This is a genomic window from Dermacoccus nishinomiyaensis, from assembly GCF_900447535.1.
In the GTDB taxonomy this organism is placed as follows: domain Bacteria; phylum Actinomycetota; class Actinomycetes; order Actinomycetales; family Dermatophilaceae; genus Dermacoccus; species Dermacoccus nishinomiyaensis.
Window position 1 is genome coordinate 81624 of sequence record NZ_UFXX01000002.1, and the last position, 16968, is coordinate 98591.

Annotated in this window: 12 protein-coding genes; all 12 read right to left on the bottom strand. The window is 69.7% G+C overall.

What is annotated here, in order from left to right; all coding sequences use genetic code 11:
• Positions 1-7: 7 nt before the first annotated feature.
• The 12 genes from DYE07_RS12225 to infB all read right to left on the bottom strand — a co-directional run bounded on the left by DYE07_RS12225 (position 8) and on the right by infB (position 16876).
• Positions 8-1021, bottom strand: a complete 1014-nt coding sequence (locus tag DYE07_RS12225; RefSeq protein WP_115297183.1) for an OpgC domain-containing protein — start codon at positions 1019-1021, stop codon at positions 8-10.
• A gap of 58 nt (positions 1022-1079) precedes the next feature.
• Positions 1080-3083: a TIGR03960 family B12-binding radical SAM protein gene (locus DYE07_RS12230; protein WP_038571155.1), complete on the bottom strand. Its 2004-nt coding sequence runs from the start codon at positions 3081-3083 to the stop codon at positions 1080-1082.
• A gap of 56 nt (positions 3084-3139) precedes the next feature.
• The gene (locus DYE07_RS12235) at positions 3140-4243 is read right to left on the bottom strand and encodes a threonine aldolase family protein (protein WP_062257591.1); all 1104 of its coding nucleotides are present in this window, start codon (positions 4241-4243) and stop codon (positions 3140-3142) included.
• A 10-nt stretch (positions 4244-4253) separates the two neighbouring features.
• Positions 4254-5678 (bottom strand): DUF6421 family protein, encoded by a 1425-nt coding sequence (locus DYE07_RS12240; protein WP_062257576.1) that lies wholly within the window; start codon positions 5676-5678, stop codon positions 4254-4256.
• A 204-nt stretch (positions 5679-5882) separates the two neighbouring features.
• Positions 5883-7724 carry an AMP-dependent synthetase/ligase gene (locus DYE07_RS12245; RefSeq protein ID WP_115297184.1) on the bottom strand — a complete coding sequence of 614 codons (1842 nt, stop codon included), beginning with the start codon at positions 7722-7724 and terminating at the stop codon, positions 5883-5885.
• A gap of 64 nt (positions 7725-7788) precedes the next feature.
• Complete coding sequence (rodA, locus tag DYE07_RS12250) at positions 7789-8919, bottom strand: rod shape-determining protein RodA (protein WP_062257572.1); 1131 nt, start codon at positions 8917-8919, stop codon at positions 7789-7791.
• A complete protein-coding gene (locus DYE07_RS12255) occupies positions 8916-9866 on the bottom strand; it encodes a bifunctional riboflavin kinase/FAD synthetase (RefSeq protein WP_062257570.1) in 951 nt (316 codons plus the stop codon). Before DYE07_RS12255 ends, rodA begins: the two co-directional genes overlap by 4 nt.
• Positions 9867-9875: 9 nt before the next feature.
• Positions 9876-10976 (bottom strand): Nickel transporter NicT, encoded by a 1101-nt coding sequence (gene nicT, locus DYE07_RS12260; RefSeq protein WP_006943463.1) that lies wholly within the window; start codon positions 10974-10976, stop codon positions 9876-9878.
• A 140-nt stretch (positions 10977-11116) separates the two neighbouring features.
• Positions 11117-12076: a tRNA pseudouridine(55) synthase TruB gene (truB, locus tag DYE07_RS12265; RefSeq protein ID WP_006943467.1), complete on the bottom strand. Its 960-nt coding sequence runs from the start codon at positions 12074-12076 to the stop codon at positions 11117-11119.
• Positions 12073-12510 (bottom strand): 30S ribosome-binding factor RbfA, encoded by a 438-nt coding sequence (gene rbfA / locus DYE07_RS12270; protein ID WP_006943469.1) that lies wholly within the window; start codon positions 12508-12510, stop codon positions 12073-12075. Before rbfA ends, truB begins: the two co-directional genes overlap by 4 nt.
• 116 nt (positions 12511-12626) lie before the next feature.
• A complete protein-coding gene (locus DYE07_RS12275) occupies positions 12627-13739 on the bottom strand; it encodes a TRM11 family SAM-dependent methyltransferase (RefSeq protein ID WP_006943459.1) in 1113 nt (370 codons plus the stop codon).
• A 197-nt stretch (positions 13740-13936) separates the two neighbouring features.
• Entirely contained in the window at positions 13937-16876 is a 2940-nt protein-coding gene (gene infB / locus DYE07_RS12280; RefSeq protein ID WP_115297185.1) for a translation initiation factor IF-2, read from the bottom strand.
• Between the last annotated feature and the right edge of the window lie 92 nt (positions 16877-16968).

Here is a 16968-nt window from a genome sequence, read left to right on the forward strand (position 1 = left end):
ACGCGATTCAGCGGATGCCGCGGGTGACGGCGGCCGTCGCGCCCTCAAGGGGCCCACGCGACCACGGTTCGCGCGAGACCAGCGAGCGCCACGCCATCGGCAACACGAGGGCGCCGACGCACAGGACGCCGACGTTGCCCCACGCGTCGTCGCGTTCGCTGGGATGCAGCTCACGCACGTACCAGGCGAGGTAGGCGATCTGCAGGACGTAGACACTCAACGTCATCGACCCCGCGGCGGCGAGCGCCGGCAGGCAGAAGCGCTCCGGCACGACGGCGAACCAGGCGAGCGCGAATCCCCCGACGAGCAGCGCCTCGAGCACGATCTCGAGGTGACTGCCGTCGTACGGTTCGAACGCGAGGCGCCCCGACGTCTTCGCCGCCATGAGCAACGCGGCCCCTGCGAGTGCGACGAGGCCCGCCAGGCCCGCGCTCCACGCGGGGACGGCGCGCGTCCAGCGCCACAGCACGATGCCGAGGCAGGTGAAGACGAGCAGCGTCGTCAGGCGGTAGTGCGGCCCCGCGACCACGACGTCCCACAAACGGTGGCCCACGTCGTCGCCGGCGACGAGAGCCTCGGTGCTGCGGGTGCGGCCCCAGCTCAGCAGGGCGGGTGCGGCAGCCCAGGACATCGTGGCGATCCCGAGCAGCACCGTGTCGGGCAGCCGCACCAGCAGGGGCGCGAGCAGCGTCGGCAGGGCGAGGTAGACGAGGACGACGTCGACCTGCGCACCCCACGGCTCGATCCACAACCCGAGCGCGACGAGCACGGCCGCGCGCACCCCGGCCCGGACGAACGCGACGGTCAGCCCGGCGTTGCCCCGGTCCGCGAGCATCGCGCTGATGCCGATGAGAAGCGCGAACAACGGCGCCGTCGCAAACTCGGTCAACGCCGCCAGTCGGAACGGGCCGTCGTCCGGGGCGCAGTGGGCGACGAACATCGACACGAGGGCGAGCCCGCGCAGCATGTCGACGCGCGCATCGCGCCTGTGGACGCCGCGGCGAGCACGTCGTGGGCTCATCGGCGTCTCACCGGCGCCCCGTCGAGACGAGTCGCATCGTCATGACGCCGCGCCCACGTCAGTGCGCGTGGTCAGCGGCGGCCAACTTCTTCGCACCCTCACCGAGGACGGTGAGCGGCAGCAGCGTCTTGCCCGTGGGGCCGATCTGGATGTCGGTGTCCATCTGCGGGCACACGCCGCAGTCGAAGCACGGCGTCCAGCGGCAGTCGTCGACTTCTTCCTCGGAGAGGGCATCCTGCCAGTCCTGCCACAGCCAGTCCTTGTCGAGACCGGAGTCGAGGTGATCCCAGGGCAGCACCTCGAGCTCGCCGCGCTCACGCGTCGTGTACCAGTCGACGTCGATCGGGTGCTCGGAGGCTGCGAAGACCGCGTCGGCCTGCTCCATCCAGCGCTCGTAGCTGAAGTGCTCGCTCCAGCCGTCGAAGCGGCCGCCGTCACGCCACACGGCCTCGATGACGGCGCCGACGCGGCGGTCGCCGCGGCTCAGCAGGCCCTCGACGATGCCGGGCTTGCCGTCGTGGTAGCGCATGCCGATGCTCGAACCGAACTTCTTGTCGGCTCGGATGGCGTCCTTGAGCTTCTTGAGCCGCTCGTCCGTGGCCTCGGCCGACAGCTGAGCGCACCACTGGAACGGCGTGTGCGGCTTCGGTACGAACCCGCCGATGGAGACGGTGCAGCGGATGTCCTTGCGGCCGCTCACCTGGCGCCCGGTCTCGATGACGCGGCGCGCCATGTCGGCGATCTGCAGGACGTCCTCGTCGGTCTCGGTGGGCAGGCCGCACATGAAGTACAGCTTCACCTGACGCCAGCCCGCGCCGTATGCGGCGGCAACGGTGTTGATGAGGTCGTCCTCGGAGACCATCTTGTTGATGACCTTGCGGATGCGCTCGCTGCCGCCCTCGGGCGCGAACGTCAGACCCGAGCGGCGGCCGTTGCGCGTCAGCTCGTTGGCGAGGTCGATGTTGAACGCGTCGACGCGCGTCGACGGCAGCGACAGACCCGTCTGCGTGCCCTCGTAGCGGTCGGCGAGGCCCTTGGAGATCTCGGCGATCTCGGTGTGGTCGGCGGAGCTCAGCGAGAGCAGGCCCACCTCCTCGAAGCCGGTCGCGGCGAGGCCCTTCTCGACCATCTCGCCGATGCCTGTGATCGAACGCTCGCGCACGGGGCGCGTGATCATGCCGGCCTGGCAGAAACGGCAACCACGCGTGCAGCCGCGGAAGATCTCGACGCTCATCCGCTCGTGGACGGACTCGGCCATCGGCACGAGCGGCTGCTTCGGGTAAGGCCACTCGTCGAGATCCATGACGGTGTGCTTCGCGACGCGCCACGGCACACCGTGCGCCTCCTCGCTCAGCACGACACGCTGGATGCGCCCGTCGGGCAGGTAGTCGACCTCGTACATCGACGGCACGTAGACGCTGCCCGTGCGCGCGAGTTCGAGCAGCAGCCCGCGACGCCCGCCGGGGCGCTCGGCGAGCTTCCACTCCTTGATGATGTCGGTGATGAGCAGGACGGCCTCTTCGCCGTCACCGATGACGGCGGCGTCGATGAAGTCGGCGATCGGCTCGGGGTTGAACGCCGAGTGCCCGCCCGCGAGGACGATCGGGTCGTCGATCGTGCGCTCGTCGGCGTGCAGGGGGATTCCGCCGAGGTCGAGCGCCGTCAGCATGTTCGTGTAGCCGAGCTCGGTCGAGAACGACATGCCGAGCACGTCGAAGTCGCGCACGCTGCGGTGGCCGTCGACGGTGAACTGCGGCACGCCCGCCTCACGCATCTTCGCCTCCATGTCCGGCCACATGGAGTAGGTGCGCTCGGCGAGCGCGTCGTCACGCTCGTTGAGCACTTCGTACAGGATCATGACGCCCTGGTTGGGCACGCCGACCTCGTAGGCGTCGGGGTACATGAGGGCCCAGCGCGTCGTCAGCTCCTGTCCGTCGGGGCCGTAGCCGCCGCAGTTCCAGTCCTTGACCTGGGCGTTGAGCTCGCCACCGACGTACTGGATCGGCTTGTTCACCTGCTCCAGCAGCGGCTCGAGATCGTGGAAGACAGACTCACCAGACATGTCCACCAGGGTAGTTCGGCCCAGGACGAGCGCCCAATCGTCGCCGGGGCGCCCGCTCAGGCGCTGCCCGTCTCACCTCCACGGCGTGACGCCGCCACGAGCGCGGCGACGAACGCGTCGACGTCCTCGTCGCGGGTGTCGAACGAGCACATCCAGCGCACCTCGCCGCGTGCCTCGTCCCAGTCGTAGAACCGGTAGCTCTCGCGCAGTCGGTTCGCGACGTCGGCCGGCAGCGTCGCGAAGACGGCGTTGACCTGCGTCGGCTGCGTGAACGCGACCTCACCGAGCGCACCGCGCGCCTGCTCGGCCTCGATCCCGGCCCGCAGGCGCCGCGCCGCAGCGTTGGCCTGCGTCGCGTTCTCGCGCCACAGCTCACCGTCGTAGAGCGCGAGCAACTGCGCGGAGACGAAGCGCATCTTCGACGTCAGCTGCATGAGGAACTTGCGCGAGAACCCGAGCCCCGCACACGCCTCGGGCGTCAGCGCCACGACGGCCTCGGCGAGCATCGCGCCGTTCTTCGTGCCACCGAGGCTGATGGCGTCGACGCCGGCGTCCGTCGTGATGGCGCGCAGCGGCACCTCCAGCGCGGCGGCGGCGTTCGACAACCGCGCGCCGTCGAGGTGCACCTTCAGCCCCAATCGGTGCGAGTGTTCGGCGATCGCGGCGATCTCGTCGGGCGTGTAGAGCGTACCCAGTTCGCTCGACTGCGTGATCGACACGACGCCGGCCTGGGCGCGGTGCTCGTCCCCGAAACCCCATGCCTCGCGGTCGATGAGTTCTGGGGTGAGCTTGCCGTCCTCGGTCTCGACCGTGAGCAGCTTGAGCCCGCCGGTGCGCTCCGGCGCGCCACCCTCGTCGACATGGATGTGCGCCGTCGTCGCGGCGATGACGGCGCCCCAGCGCGGCAGCATCGACTGCAGCGCGAGGACGTTCGCGCCCGTGCCGTTGAAGACCGGGTAGGCGATCGCGTCGTCACCGAAGTGGCCCCGCACGACCTCCTGCAGCCGCTGCGTGTAGTCGTCCGCACCGTAGGCGCCCTGGTGGCCGCCGTTGGCCGCGGCGAGCGCCTCGACGACGCGGGGGTGCATCCCCGCGTAGTTGTCGGACGCGAAGTCGCGCCGCGCGGTGTCGTGCAGCGCCTCGAACGGTTCGTGCTTCATCGTCGTCTCCTCAGTCATCGCGGCCCGTGATGCCTCGCGTCGAGGCGATGACGGGCGCCATCTTGCGCTCGAGCGCCTCGAAGAACATCGACAGCGGGAACTCGTCGTCGAGCACCGCGTCGGTGTAGCCCTTCGGCGGCCCCGCGAGCACCTCGTCGGGCAGCCCGCGCGCCCACACCGACGCCGGGTGCGGCGTCAGAACGGAACGGATCAGCTCGTACGCCGCGAGCCAGTGCGCGACCTTGGGGCGGTCGATCGAGCGCCAGTACAGCTCGTCGACGGCGTCGGCGAGTTCGATGATGCAGGCGGGCAGGCGCGACCACTCGACCGTGAGCTTCGAGTCCGTCCAGTTCATCACGCCACGCTGGTGCAGCCACGCGAACAGCAGCTGCCCGCCGAGACCGTCGTAGTTGCGCACACGGCCGCCGGTGAGCGCGAACCGGAAGATGCGATCGAGCAGGACGGCGTACTGCACGCCGCGCGCATGCGTCAGCGTGTCACGCTCCACGGCGGTCAGGTTCTCCCCCGCGACGACGCGCTCGCCGAGACGACGCTCGAGGTCGACGCAGTGACGGAACGCCGTGAGGTCGCAGCGCAACTCCTCGAGCGAGTAGAGGAAGTACGGCATGCGCTGCTTGATCATGAACGGGTCGAACGGGAGATCGCCGCGCATGTGGCTGCGGTCGTGGATGAGATCCCACATGATGAAGGTCGCCTCGGTGAGCGACTGATCCTCGAGCATCGCCTGCGCCCCGCTCGGCAGTTCGAGCTTCGTGATGCGCGCGGCTTCGCTGACGACGCGCCGGTAGCGCGCTGCCTCACGGTCCTGGAAGATCGCACCCCAGGTGAAGACGGGCGTCTCACGCGTCGCGACGGTCTCCGTGAACAGCACCGCCGAGTTCGTGTCGTAGCCGGAGGTGAAGTCGACGAAGCGCAGCGGCACGAACAGCGGGTTCTCGTACTCGCGCTCGAGGGTGTCGATGAACTCCGGCCAGATCACCTCGACGAGGACGGCCTCGAGGTGACGGTTCGGCGAACCGTTCTGGGTGTACATCGGGAACACGACGAGGTGGCGAACGCCGTCCTCGCGCTGGTTCTGCGGGTCGAATGCGACGAGCGAGTCGAGGAAGTCGGGCACGCCGAAACCGTGGTCGGCCCACCGGCGCAGGTCGACGACGAGCGCGTCGAGGTAGGCGGCGTCGTGCGGGAACGACGGCGCGAGCGCCTCGATCGCCGTCACGGCGCGCTCGAGCTCGGCGCCTGCGGCGCCGGCGTCAGCCTCGGGGGCGAGAGAGCCGTCCTTGACCTGCATCGCGGCGATGGCCTCGCATGCGGCCTTGAGCTCGCTCCACGCGGTGGTGTCCTCGACGACCTCGGGCTCCCCGACGACGGCCTTGACCTCACGGGTGGACGTGAGCAGCTGGGCACTGGACATGGACAACCTCCGATCGCTGAGTGCGAGCCGATGTAAGCGGCAAAGGGACTTGACGCCCCTCACACTATCGCGAGACGAAGGGTGGTGATGACCTGAGGCACACGTGACCTGCGCGGACTCGGCGCGCGTGCGGGCACGCGAACGGGGCACCCGGGCGTCATCGGCTCGAATGCCCCGTTCGTCGGCCCGCGCGGCGGGCGGGCGTCAGTCGGTGTAGAGCTCGTCGAGGTCGTCCTTGAACTTCTTGACGACGACGCGGCGCTTGATCTTCATGCTGGGGGTGATCTCACCCTCCTCGACCGACAGGTCGCGCGGCAGGATGATGAAACGCTTGATCTGCTCCCAGCGGTTGAGCCGCAGGTTCATCTCGTCGACGTAGCCCTGCACCATCTCCCGGCACGCGTCGCTCGTCACGACGTCGCGGTAGCTCTTGCCGGCCATGCCGTTCTTCTCGGCCCACTCGGCGATGGCGTCTTCGTCGAGCGTGATGATCGCGGAGACGAACTTGCGGCCATCGCCCTCGACGACGAGGTTCGAGGCGTACGGGCAGACGCCCTTGAACATCGCCTCGATGGCGCCGGGCGATACGTACTTGCCGTTCGAGGTCTTGAACAGATCCTTCTTGCGGTCGGTGATGCGGATGTGGCCCGACTCGGCGATCTCACCGATGTCACCGGTGTGGAACCAGCCGTCCGTCAGCACCTCGGCGGTCTCGCGCTCGAGGTTCCAGTAGCCCTGCATGACGCCGGGACCCTTGACGAGCAGTTCGTCGTCCTCACCGAGCTTGAACTCGGTGCCCGGCAGCGGCCAACCGACGGTGCCGACCTGGTTCGCGCCGAGGTAGGGACGGTTGACGCTCGCCGCCGCCGACGACTCCGACAGGCCGTAGCCCTCGAGGATCGGCAGACCGATCGCGGAGAACCACAGCGCGATGTCCTTGTTGAGCGCCGCCGAACCGGAGATGAAGTAGCGCACGTGACCGCCGAAGCGGGCGCGGATCTTCGACAGGATGATCTTGTCGGCCAACTTGTACTCGATCGCGAGACGCCCGGAGGGCTCGCGGCCGTCGGCGCGCTCGTTGGCCACCTGCGTGCCGACCTCCACGGCCCAGCGGTACAGCTTGAGTTTCGCGCCGCCGTCGGCCTCCATCATCGTGTTGATCTTGCCGTACACCTTCTCGAAGATGCGCGGCGCGGCGCCCATCCACGTCGGCTGCGTCTCGGGCAGGTTGTCGATGATCTTGTCGACGCGACCGTCGACGACCGTCGGGAAACCGACCTGGATCGGCAGGCACAGCAGCATCTTGCCGAACACGTGCGACAAGGGCAGCCACAGGTACTGCACGTCACCCGCGTTGAGCAGACCGGTCGAGTCGACGGCGGACGCCTCGTACGTCCAGCAGTCGTGCGACAGGCGCACACCCTTCGCCTTGCCCGTCGTGCCCGAGGTGTAGATGAGGGTCGCGAGGTGCTGCGGCTTGATGCCGGCGACGCGGTCGTCGATGACGTCGGGCGTCTCCTCGAGACGGGTGCGGCCGAGCTCGCGCAGCTCGTCGAGCGTCATGACCCACTCGCCGTCACCCTCGCCGTCGAAGACGACGACCTTGACGACGTCGGGGATCTGCTCGCGTCCGCTACGCAGCTTCTCGACCTGATCGGTGTCCTCGGCGAACACGACGCGCGAGCCCGAGTCGGTGAGGATGTGGACGACGTCGGCGAGCTGGCTCGTCGGGTACACGGTCGTCGTCGCCGCGCCAGCGAGCATGTTGCCCAGGTCCGCGAGGACCCACTCCAGGCGGGTCGAGGAGGCGATGGCGACGCGGTCCTCGGCGTCCACGCCGAGCGCGACGAGGCCCGCCGCGATCTGACGGGCGTGCGTGTCGGTCTGCGCCCACGTCATCGACTTCCAGGCGCCACCCTGCGGGAAGCGGTACGCCTCGTCCTGGCCCGACTTCGCGACGCGGTCGATGAACAGATGCGCGACGCTGCGGGCTCGGTTGTCGATGAGATCGCGCTCGAACTTCTCGTCGGCGATGTTCATGACCATGGGTAGGCGCCTCCAGTCGCAACTCGGCAGAGTGGTTACTCGCCAGTTTTCTTCGGTGTAGCCCTCACCCTAGGCGAGAGCGGCGGGTCTTTTGGATGTTTCCGACGAGCCCGATGGCGGCCCAGCACGAAAACATGCTCGATCCACCGTACGAGACGAACGGCAGCGGCACCCCCGTGACGGGCATGAGACCGAGGTTCATCCCGAGGTTCTCGAGCGTCTGGACGAGGAACCATCCGGCGAGCGCGACGCAGACGAGGCGCGCGAAATCGTCCTCCGAACGGCGCGCCACGTGCAGCATGCGGACGACGACGAACAGCTCGAGCGCGACGACGCCCACGGCCCCGACGAACCCGAGCTCCTCCCCCGCGACGGAGAATACGAAGTCGGTGTACTGGAACGGGATGAACCCGCCCTGCGTCGAGCGTCCCTCGAACAAGCCCTCACCGAACAACCCCCCGGAACCGATGGCCGTCTTGACCTGCGCCACCTGGTAGCCGATGCCACTCGGGTCGGCGGTGGGGTCGACGAACGCGAGCAGCCGGTCGCGCTGATACGGCGCGAGCACGGGGGTGAACAGGGCGACGGCGACGACTCCCGCGAGCGCGGTGCCCGCGCCGAGCAGCACCCGCCGGCGCACCCCGGGGACGAGCAGCGCCGAGACCGCGAGCAGGGTGAGAACGACGGCTGAGCCGAAGTCGGGTTGCAGCATGATGAGCGCCAGGGGCACGGCGACGACGGCGAGCGGCAACCGCAGCTGCCGCAGGCCGAGGGGGCGCGGGTCGTCGCGGTCGGCGAGGACGGACGCGAGCGTCACGGCGAGCGCGACCTTCGCCATCTCCGACGGCTGGATCGAGAAGCCGGGTAGTTCGATCCACGAGCGCGAACCGTTGATCGTGCTGCCGAGGGGTGTCAGGACGGCGACGAGGGCGAGCAACGTGAGGAGGTAGATCGCCGGGGCGAGCGCGCGCAACGTCCGCGGATCGAGGCGCATGATGAGCGCCGCGAGGCCCACTCCGATGACGGCGTTGATGACGCCGCGCACGGCGAAGGCGGTGCCGGAGACGTGTGCGGTGGCCGACCACGTCAGCAGGATGCCGATGACGGTGAGGCCGGCCGCCGCCGTCAGCAGGCCGAGGTCGAGGCGTGCGAGGTCGGCGAGGACGCGTCGCGGCTCGCGTCGCGCTGCGTTCACGCAGGCGCGAGCAGGTCGCGTGCCGCCTCGACGTCGCGCGTCATCTGCTCGATCAGTGCCTCGATCGAGTCGAATTTTACGTTGCCGCGCAGGTGCTGCACGAACTCGACGGCGACGATCTCGCCGTACAGGTCGAGGTCGGTGCGGTCGAGGACGTACGCCTCGACCGTGCGCTCGGGGATGTCGAACGTCGGGTTCGTGCCGACGCTGATGGCGGCGGGCAAGCGGTATTCGGGGTCGTCCTGGGCGAGCGAGCGACGCACGAGCCACCCCGCGTACACACCGTCAGCGGGGACGACGCCCTCGGCGTCCCGCGCGAGGTTGGCCGTCGGGAAACCGAGTTCGCGCCCGCGCTGGAAGCCCTTGACGACCTCCCCGACGACGCAGTGGTTGCGCCCAAGTACCTCGGCGGCCTCATCGACCTTGCCGCCCGCGATGAGTTCGCGCACCTGCGAGGACGACCAGCGCACGCCCGGGCCGACGTCGTCGAGGGCGATGACGTCGAAGCCGAACTCGCCCCCCAGCTCGCTCAGCGTCCTGATGTCGCCGGAGTTCTTCACGCCGAAGCGGGTGTCCTTGCCGACGACGACGCAGCGCGCATGCAGGGCGTCGACGAACGTCGCCTCTACGAACTCGCGCGGCGTCTGCGCGGCGAGCTCGCGGGTGAACGGCATGACGACGACGGCGTCGAGGCCGAGCTGTTCGAGCAGGAACAGCCGGTCCTTCATGCCCGTCAGCATCTCGGGCGCCTTGTCGGGCGCGAGGACGGCGAGGGGGTGCGGCTCGAACGTCACGGCGACGCTCTTGAGCCCACGGGCGTGAGCCTCTTGCGCGACGCGCTGCATCACGGCGGCGTGGCCGCGGTGGACGCCGTCGAAGTTTCCGAGTGTGACGACGGTGGGCCCGAAGTCGGCGGGCAGGTCGTGGGGGTCAGTCAGGCGCAGCACGACGCCACCTTATCCGCCCGTGGACAGCTCTCGCTCGTCCATGCGTGCGAGACGCCACACGGCGAGCGCGCCGGCCCACGTCAGCACGAAGAGCGCGACGATGACGTACCCGACCGAGTCGAGCGGGATCGAACCCAGCCAGGCGACCGGGCCGCTCGTGATGTTCCACTTGTCGCTCACGACGCCGGCCAGTTCGATCGTGCCGATGACGAGGGCGACGAACACCGACAGGCCCGTCACGGTCGCGTTGTAGTAGAGCCGTCGCAGCGGTTTGGCGAAGGCCCATTCGTAGGCGCGGGACATGAAGATGCCGTCGATCGAGTCGAGCAGGCTCATGCCGGCGGCGAAGATGATCGGCAGGGTGAGGATCGCGTACCACGGCAGCGCGAAGGCCGCCGCCCCGCTCGCGAGGACGAGCAGCGAGATCTCGGTGGCCGTGTCGAAGCCGAGGCCGAACAGGAACCCTGTCGGGTACATCTGCACCGGCTTCGTGATCGACTTCGTCGCGCCCCGCAGGATGCGGGCGAAGAATCCGCGGCCATCGAGATGCCCCTCGAGCGCTTGCTCGTCGAGGCGGCCTTCACGCGCCCCGCGCCAGACGCGCACGATGCCGATGAGACTCATGAGGTTGAGGATGCCGATGACCCACAGGAAGACGCCGGAGACCGTCGGGCCGAAGACGCCGAGCCACTGGTGCAGCGTCGAGTCGTCGTCCTTCACCGGCCCGGCGATGGCCTTGATCCCGAGCGCGAGAAGCAGACACATCGTGAACACGACGCTCGAGTGGCCGAGGGAGAACCAGAAACCGACCGACACGGGCTTGTTCTCGCGACGGTCGGTGAGCAGCTTGCGCGTCGTGTTGTCGATGGCCGCGATGTGGTCGGCGTCGAAGGCGTGACGCATGCCGAGGGTATAGGCGGTGAGGCCGAGGCCGATGCCGAACAGCTGCTTGTGCCCGTCCGAGGTGATCTGCAGGTTCTGCGGTTCGACGACGAACGCGAGCACCCCCCACCCGACGACGTGCAGCAGCGCGACGAAACCCGCCATGCCGAGGATCGAGCGCTTCTCGTGGGCGTTGAACCCGTGCCACCAGCCGGTCAGACGGCTCATCGCCCATCCTTCGTCTCGTCGTGCGTTGCAGCGTCACCTTACCGCCCGGTGCGACAGCTTCGCACCTGGGCGAGCGTGGCGTGCGTCGCGGGCGCTGCGGGCGCCGCGGGTGGTGACCGCGGCGCGCGCTGCCTGCAGGCTCAGGCCGGGAAGGTGACACGCGACTTCGCGGTGTCGGCTCGCTCGTCGAGGATCGCGGCGAGACGCCCGTCGGGCGCGATCGCCGCGACCGTCTCCTCCCCGCGGTGCGCCGAGGCGATCCGCTGGCCGTACCCGAGGGCTCGTTCTTCCTCGGCGTCGAGATCGTGGACGACGAAGGAATCCGCCGCGGCCTGCGCCATCGGGATGACGCGCGGGACGCCGCCGTGCCCGGCCTGCTCGGCGATCGTCTCCAGCGTCGCCGCGTCCTCGAGGGTGAACGCGCCGACGCGGGTGCGCCGCAGCGCTGTCAGGTGCCCGCCGACGCCGAGCGCGGCGCCGAGATCGCGGGCGAGGGCGCGCACGTAGGTACCCGAGGTCACCTCGACGACGACGTCGAGGTCGACCACGGGCATGCCGTCGTCCGTGCTCGCCTCACGCACGTCGAGCACCTCGAAGCGGCTGACGGTGACGGAACGCGCGGCGAGGGCGACGTCCTCTCCCCCACGCACGCGGGCGTAGGAGCGCTTACCGTCGACCTTGATCGCGCTGACGCTGCTCGGCACCTGCTCGATGTCGCCGCTGAGCGAGGCGACGGCCGCCGCGAGGGCCTCGTCGCTCAGCTCCGCGCGCGTCAACGGCGTCGAGGCCGTGACGCCGCCCTCCGCGTCGTCGGTGATCGTCGTCTGGCCGAGGCGAATCGTCGCGGTGTACTCCTTGTCGCACCCGACGAGGAACGTCAGCAGCTTCGTCGCCTTGTTGACGCCGAGCACGAGCACGCCCGTCGCCATCGGGTCGAGTGTGCCGGCGTGGCCGACGCGGCGCGTGTTCGCGAGGCGCCGCATGCGGCCGACGACGTCGTGCGAGGTCCATCCGGCGGGCTTGTCGACGAGGACGAGCCCGTCGGGCGTCTGCGGACGCGCCTCGCGGCGAGGGCGCTGCTCGGCAGCGGACTCGCTCACGCCTCGTCGGCGGGTTCGGCCGGCTTCTTGTACGGGTCCGCCTCGCCCGCGTAGGCGGCGGTAGAGCGGTTACGGGCCAGTTCCTCGTCACGGGCGCGCGTCTGGGCGAGCACGTCCTCGAGGTGTGCGGCGCCCTCGGGGATCGCGTCGGCGATGAACTCGAGCGTCGGCGTGAGACGGATGCCGAGGCCCTTGCCGACGTGGCTGCGGATGCGGCCCTTGTTGTCGGCGAGCGCTTCGGCCGTCGCGGCGCGCTCCTCGTCGCTGCCGAAGACGGTGTAGAACACGGACGCGTTCTGCAGGTCGCCGGTGACGCGCACGTCGGTGATCGTGAGGAAGCCGACGCGCTCGTCCTTGAGACGGAACTCGACGTACTCGGCGACGAGGGACTTGATGCGGTCGGCGACCTTGCGGGCGCGGGCCTGGTCGGCCATGGATGCCTCCTGATGCTGAAGTGAACTGCCCCAACCCTAGGCGATGGGCGCAGGCGGCGGCTCGACGACGCAGCCGGGCGCGGCCGTTACCGATCAGGGTGTCCCGTATGTACCGCTCAGCCCTTGCGCGCGACGACGATGTCGCGATCGATCGAGGCGTCGACGCGGTGACGGAAGGCGTCGGCGGCGACGTGCCCCTGCGTCGGGCCGTCCACGCCGTGGCCGTGCACGACGGTGAAGCCGTGAGCCTCGAGCACTTCTGCCATCGCCTCGGGCCCGGCGACGTGACGGTTGTACGCGAGGCCGATCGTGCCGCCGGTGCGCAGCGCGTCGTGCCAGCCGGGCAGCGCGCGATCGAGCAGGCGCAACGGTGAACGGGCGAGCCGCTCGCCATTGCTACCGTGGCTGCCGTGCTGCACGCCGTAGGGCAGGTCAGTGACGACGACGTCGACGCTCGCGCGGCGCATGACGTCCGGCAGCTTGGTGGTGTCCATCGACAGGTACGTCACCTGCTGGGTGCGCCCCGCCTTCCAGTCCTCCTTGCTGGGAGCCGTCTCGAGCTCGAGGGCGCGACCGTACGTGCGGCCGCTGCGACGGATCTGTGTCGCGTCGATCTCGTGCTTGAGGCGGTGCGTGCGCAGCCACGTCGTGATGAACGCCTGGTACTGCTCGAAGTCGCCCTTGTCGACCTCGATGCCGGTGATGTCGAGGCCGCGCAGCAGACACGTGTTGAGCGTTGTGCCGCGCCCGCACATGGGGTCGAGGACGTGCAGCGTGCCGTCGAGCAGCTGTGCGGGACGCTTGCTCAGCGCCGCGGTGACGTTGAGCAGCAGGTGCGTGAACTGCTCGTTCGTCTTGCCCTGGTACTTCTGGATCGTGACGACGTCATCGGTGTAGAGCCTTCGTCGCTCCAGCGGGGTCGGGCTCAGCAGCCCGTCGCGCGCGCCGAAGAGCGCGAACGCGCCGCTGGCCTCGGAGACGACGCGGTCGAGCCGGTCGTCGTCACCGGCGACGGCGAGGTAGTCGACCCCTGCCACGGTGACGGGTTCGACGCTCGCCTCGATGCCGAGCGCACCCGCGAGCAGCGTGATCTCCGCAGCGTTGAGGCGCGCCGCGTCCCCCGCGTACACGCGGTTCGACGACGGCGCGAGCAGCAGCAGGCGCCCGTCCGGCGCCACGTCGGGCGGGGGCGAGACATCGGGGTTCAGCACGGGAGCGTCGAGAGTCACGGGCCCCATTCTGCCCGATCTGCCGCGCGCGGCCGATGCCGCATGGCGCCGCGCAGCGCCGTGGCCCGGTGCCACGGCTGACTCACGACATACACGACGGCGACCCCGCCCGAACCCCGGTGTGCGGGGTTCGAGCGGGGTCGCATCCGACCATGTGTCCGAGGCGATGAGGTCATCGCCTCGGACACGGCGAGGCGTCAGGCTCGGGGGATCTCCACCATCTCGTACGTGGTGATGAGGTCGCCCGTCTGGACGTCGTTGTGCGAACCGAGGTTGATACCGCACTCGAAGCCCTCGCGGACCTCGGTGACGTCGTCCTTGAAGCGTCGCAGACCGGCGATCTCGAGGCCTTCGACGATGACGACACCGTCGCGCGTGATGCGCGCCTTGGCGCCACGCTTGATCTCGCCGCTCCTGACCATCGATCCGGCGATGTTGCCGAACTTGGACGAGCGGAAGATCTCGCGGATCTCGGCGGAGCCCGTCTCGCGCTCCTCGTACTCCGGCTTGAGCATGCCCTTGAGGGCGAGCTCGATCTCCTCGATCGCCTGGTAGATGACCGAGTAGTAGCGGATCTCGACGCCTTCCTTCTCGGCGTACTCCGCGTTCTGGCCTTCGGCGCGAACGTTGAAGCCGACGATGATGGCGTCTGAGGCGACGGCGAGGTTGATGTTGTTCATCGTGATCGCGCCGACACCACGGTCGATGATCCGCAGGTCGACGTCGTCGCCCACGTCGATCTGCAGCAACGCGTCCTCGAGGGCTTCGACCGAACCCGACACGTCACCCTTGAGGATGAGGTTGAGGGTCTCGACCTTGCCCGCCGCGAGGTGCTCGTTGAGGTCCTCGAGGCTGATGCGCTTGCGCGCCTTGGCCAGCGAGGCCTGACGGTCGGCCGCTTCACGCTTCTCGGCGATCTGACGGGCCGTGCGGTCGTCCGGAGCGACGATGAACGTGTCACCGGCGCGCGGCACCGAGGCCAGACCGGTGACGAGCACCGGGCGGCTCGGGCCCGCTTCGGCGACGTTCTGGCCGTGCTCGTCGAGCATGGCGCGAACGCGTCCGTAGGCCTGACCCGTGACGATGGCGTCACCGACGCGCAACGTACCGGACTGCACGAGAACCGTCGCGACGGCACCGCGACCACGGTCGAGGTTGGCCTCGATCGCGACACCACGGGCGTCCTTGTTCGGGTTCGCACGCAGGTCGAGCGCGGCGTCGGCGGTGAGCAGCACGGCCTCGAGCAGCGAGTCGATGTTCTGACCCTGGCGGGCCGAGACGTCGACGAACATCGTGTCGCCGCCGTACTCCTCGGCGATGAGGTTGTACTCGGTGAGCTGCTGACGCACCTTCGCCGGGTTCGCGCCGTCGACGTCGATCTTGTTGACCGCGACGACGATCGGCACGTTCGCCGCCTGGGCGTGGTTGAGCGCCTCGATCGTCTGCGGCATCACGCCGTCATCGGCGGCGACCACGAGGATCGCGATGTCGGTGACCTTCGCTCCACGGGCACGCATGGCGGTGAACGCCTCGTGACCCGGGGTGTCGATGAACGTGATCGGACGGTCGACGCCCTCGTGCTCCTTGTGGACCTGGTAGGCACCGATGTGCTGGGTGATGCCGCCGGCCTCGCCCTGCGCGACGTCCGCGTTGCGGATCGCGTCGAGCAGGCGCGTCTTTCCGTGGTCGACGTGACCCATGACGGTGACGACCGGCGGACGCTGCTCGAGCACGTCGTCGCTCTCGCCCTTGGCCTCGGCGTCGAGGTCGATGTTGAACTGGCCGAAGAGCTCGCGCTCCTCCTCCTCCGGGGAGACGACACGGATGTCGTAGCCGAGCTCGGCGCCGAGCAGCTGGAACGTGTCCTCGTCCAGCGACTGCGTCGCCGTCGCCATCTCACCGAGGTGGAACAGCACGGTGACGAGCGATGCGGGGTTCGCGTCGATCTTGTCGGCGAAGTCCGTCAGCGACGCACCGCGACGCACCTGGATGATCGTCGAACCGTTGCCGCGAGGAACGCTCACACCACCGATCGACGGCGCCTGCATCTGCTCGAACTCTTGACGCTTCGCGCGCTTGCTCTTGCGGCCGCGCACCTTGCTGCCACCGCGACCGAACGCACCCTGGGTGCCGCCGCGGCCACCGGGGCCACGACCGCCGCCACCGGGACGACCGGCGAAACCGCCGCCGCCGGGACGACCACCCGCACCGGGACGACCGCCACCGCCACCACGGGCGGGACGCTCACCGGGACGCGGCACGGCCGCCTGCGACGGCATCATGCCCGGGTTGGGGCGCGGACCACCGGGACGGGGGCCACCGGCACCGGCGGAACCGCCGGGACGCGGACCTGCCGCACCCGCGGGACGGGGGCCACCGGAGCCTGCGGGGCCACGGTTGCCGCCGGGACGCGGCATGCCCTGGCTCGGCGCGAACGGATTGTTGCCGGGGCGTGCGCCGCTCTCGCGACGCTCACCGCCGTCACGGCGCTCGGTGCGCTCGCCGCCACGACGCTCGCCACCACGGCCCATGCCCTGGTTGGAGCTGAACGGGTTGTTGCCCGGACGCGGTGCGCCGGGGCGCGGGCCGGGACGGTTGCCGGAACGCTCGGGGCGCTCCGAACGCTCGCCACGCGACGGACCCGACGTGCTCGCCGGCTTCGCGGCTGGCCCGGGCTTGGGGCCGGGGCGCGCAGCAGCGGGCTTCGGTGCCGACGGTGCGGCCGCAGCGGGCTTGGGCGCGGACGGCGTCGCCGCGGCGGGTGCTGCCGGGGCAGCGTCCGACTCGGTCTTGGCCGCAGGCTTCGGGGTGGCGCTCTCGGCCGGCTTCGACGGCGCCGCGGGTGCGGCATCGGCCGGGGCAGCCTTGGGAGCAGGCGCCTTCGGGCCCGGCTTGGGGGCGCCGGGCTTGGCGGACGAACCGCCAGCCGGCTTCGGGGAGCTCGACGGCACGTCGGCGGCGTCGCCACCGGCCTTCGTCGGCTTCGGGGGGTTCTCCTTGATCTTGCGCACGACGGGCGCTTCGATCGTCGAACTGGCGGACTTCACGAACTCGCCCTGCGCCTTGAGGTGCGCGAGCAGTTCCTTGCTCTCGACTCCGAGCTCCTTGGCGAGCTCGTGGACTCGAACCTTGGCCACGTTTCTCCTGTCAGATGGTGACGGGCGGCCAAGGCTTCGAGCAATTGCTTGCCCGGAGGATCAGCCGACCGCCGAGGGGTAGGTGTTCATCG

Excerpts from the sequence above, each read along its gene's own strand:
- DYE07_RS12240 (WP_062257576.1), bottom strand. The coding sequence starts at position 5,678 with ATGTCCAGTGCCCAGCTGCTCACGTCCACCCGTGAGGTCAAGGCCGTC.
- DYE07_RS12245 (WP_115297184.1), bottom strand. The coding sequence starts at position 7,724 with ATGGTCATGAACATCGCCGACGAGAAGTTCGAGCGCGATCTCATCGAC.
- DYE07_RS12235 (WP_062257591.1), bottom strand. The coding sequence starts at position 4,243 with ATGAAGCACGAACCGTTCGAGGCGCTGCACGACACCGCGCGGCGCGAC.
- nicT (WP_006943463.1), bottom strand. The coding sequence starts at position 10,976 with ATGAGCCGTCTGACCGGCTGGTGGCACGGGTTCAACGCCCACGAGAAG.
- rbfA (WP_006943469.1), bottom strand. The coding sequence starts at position 12,510 with ATGGCCGACCAGGCCCGCGCCCGCAAGGTCGCCGACCGCATCAAGTCC.
- DYE07_RS12225 (WP_115297183.1), bottom strand. The coding sequence starts at position 1,021 with ATGAGCCCACGACGTGCTCGCCGCGGCGTCCACAGGCGCGATGCGCGC.
- DYE07_RS12230 (WP_038571155.1), bottom strand. The coding sequence starts at position 3,083 with ATGTCTGGTGAGTCTGTCTTCCACGATCTCGAGCCGCTGCTGGAGCAG.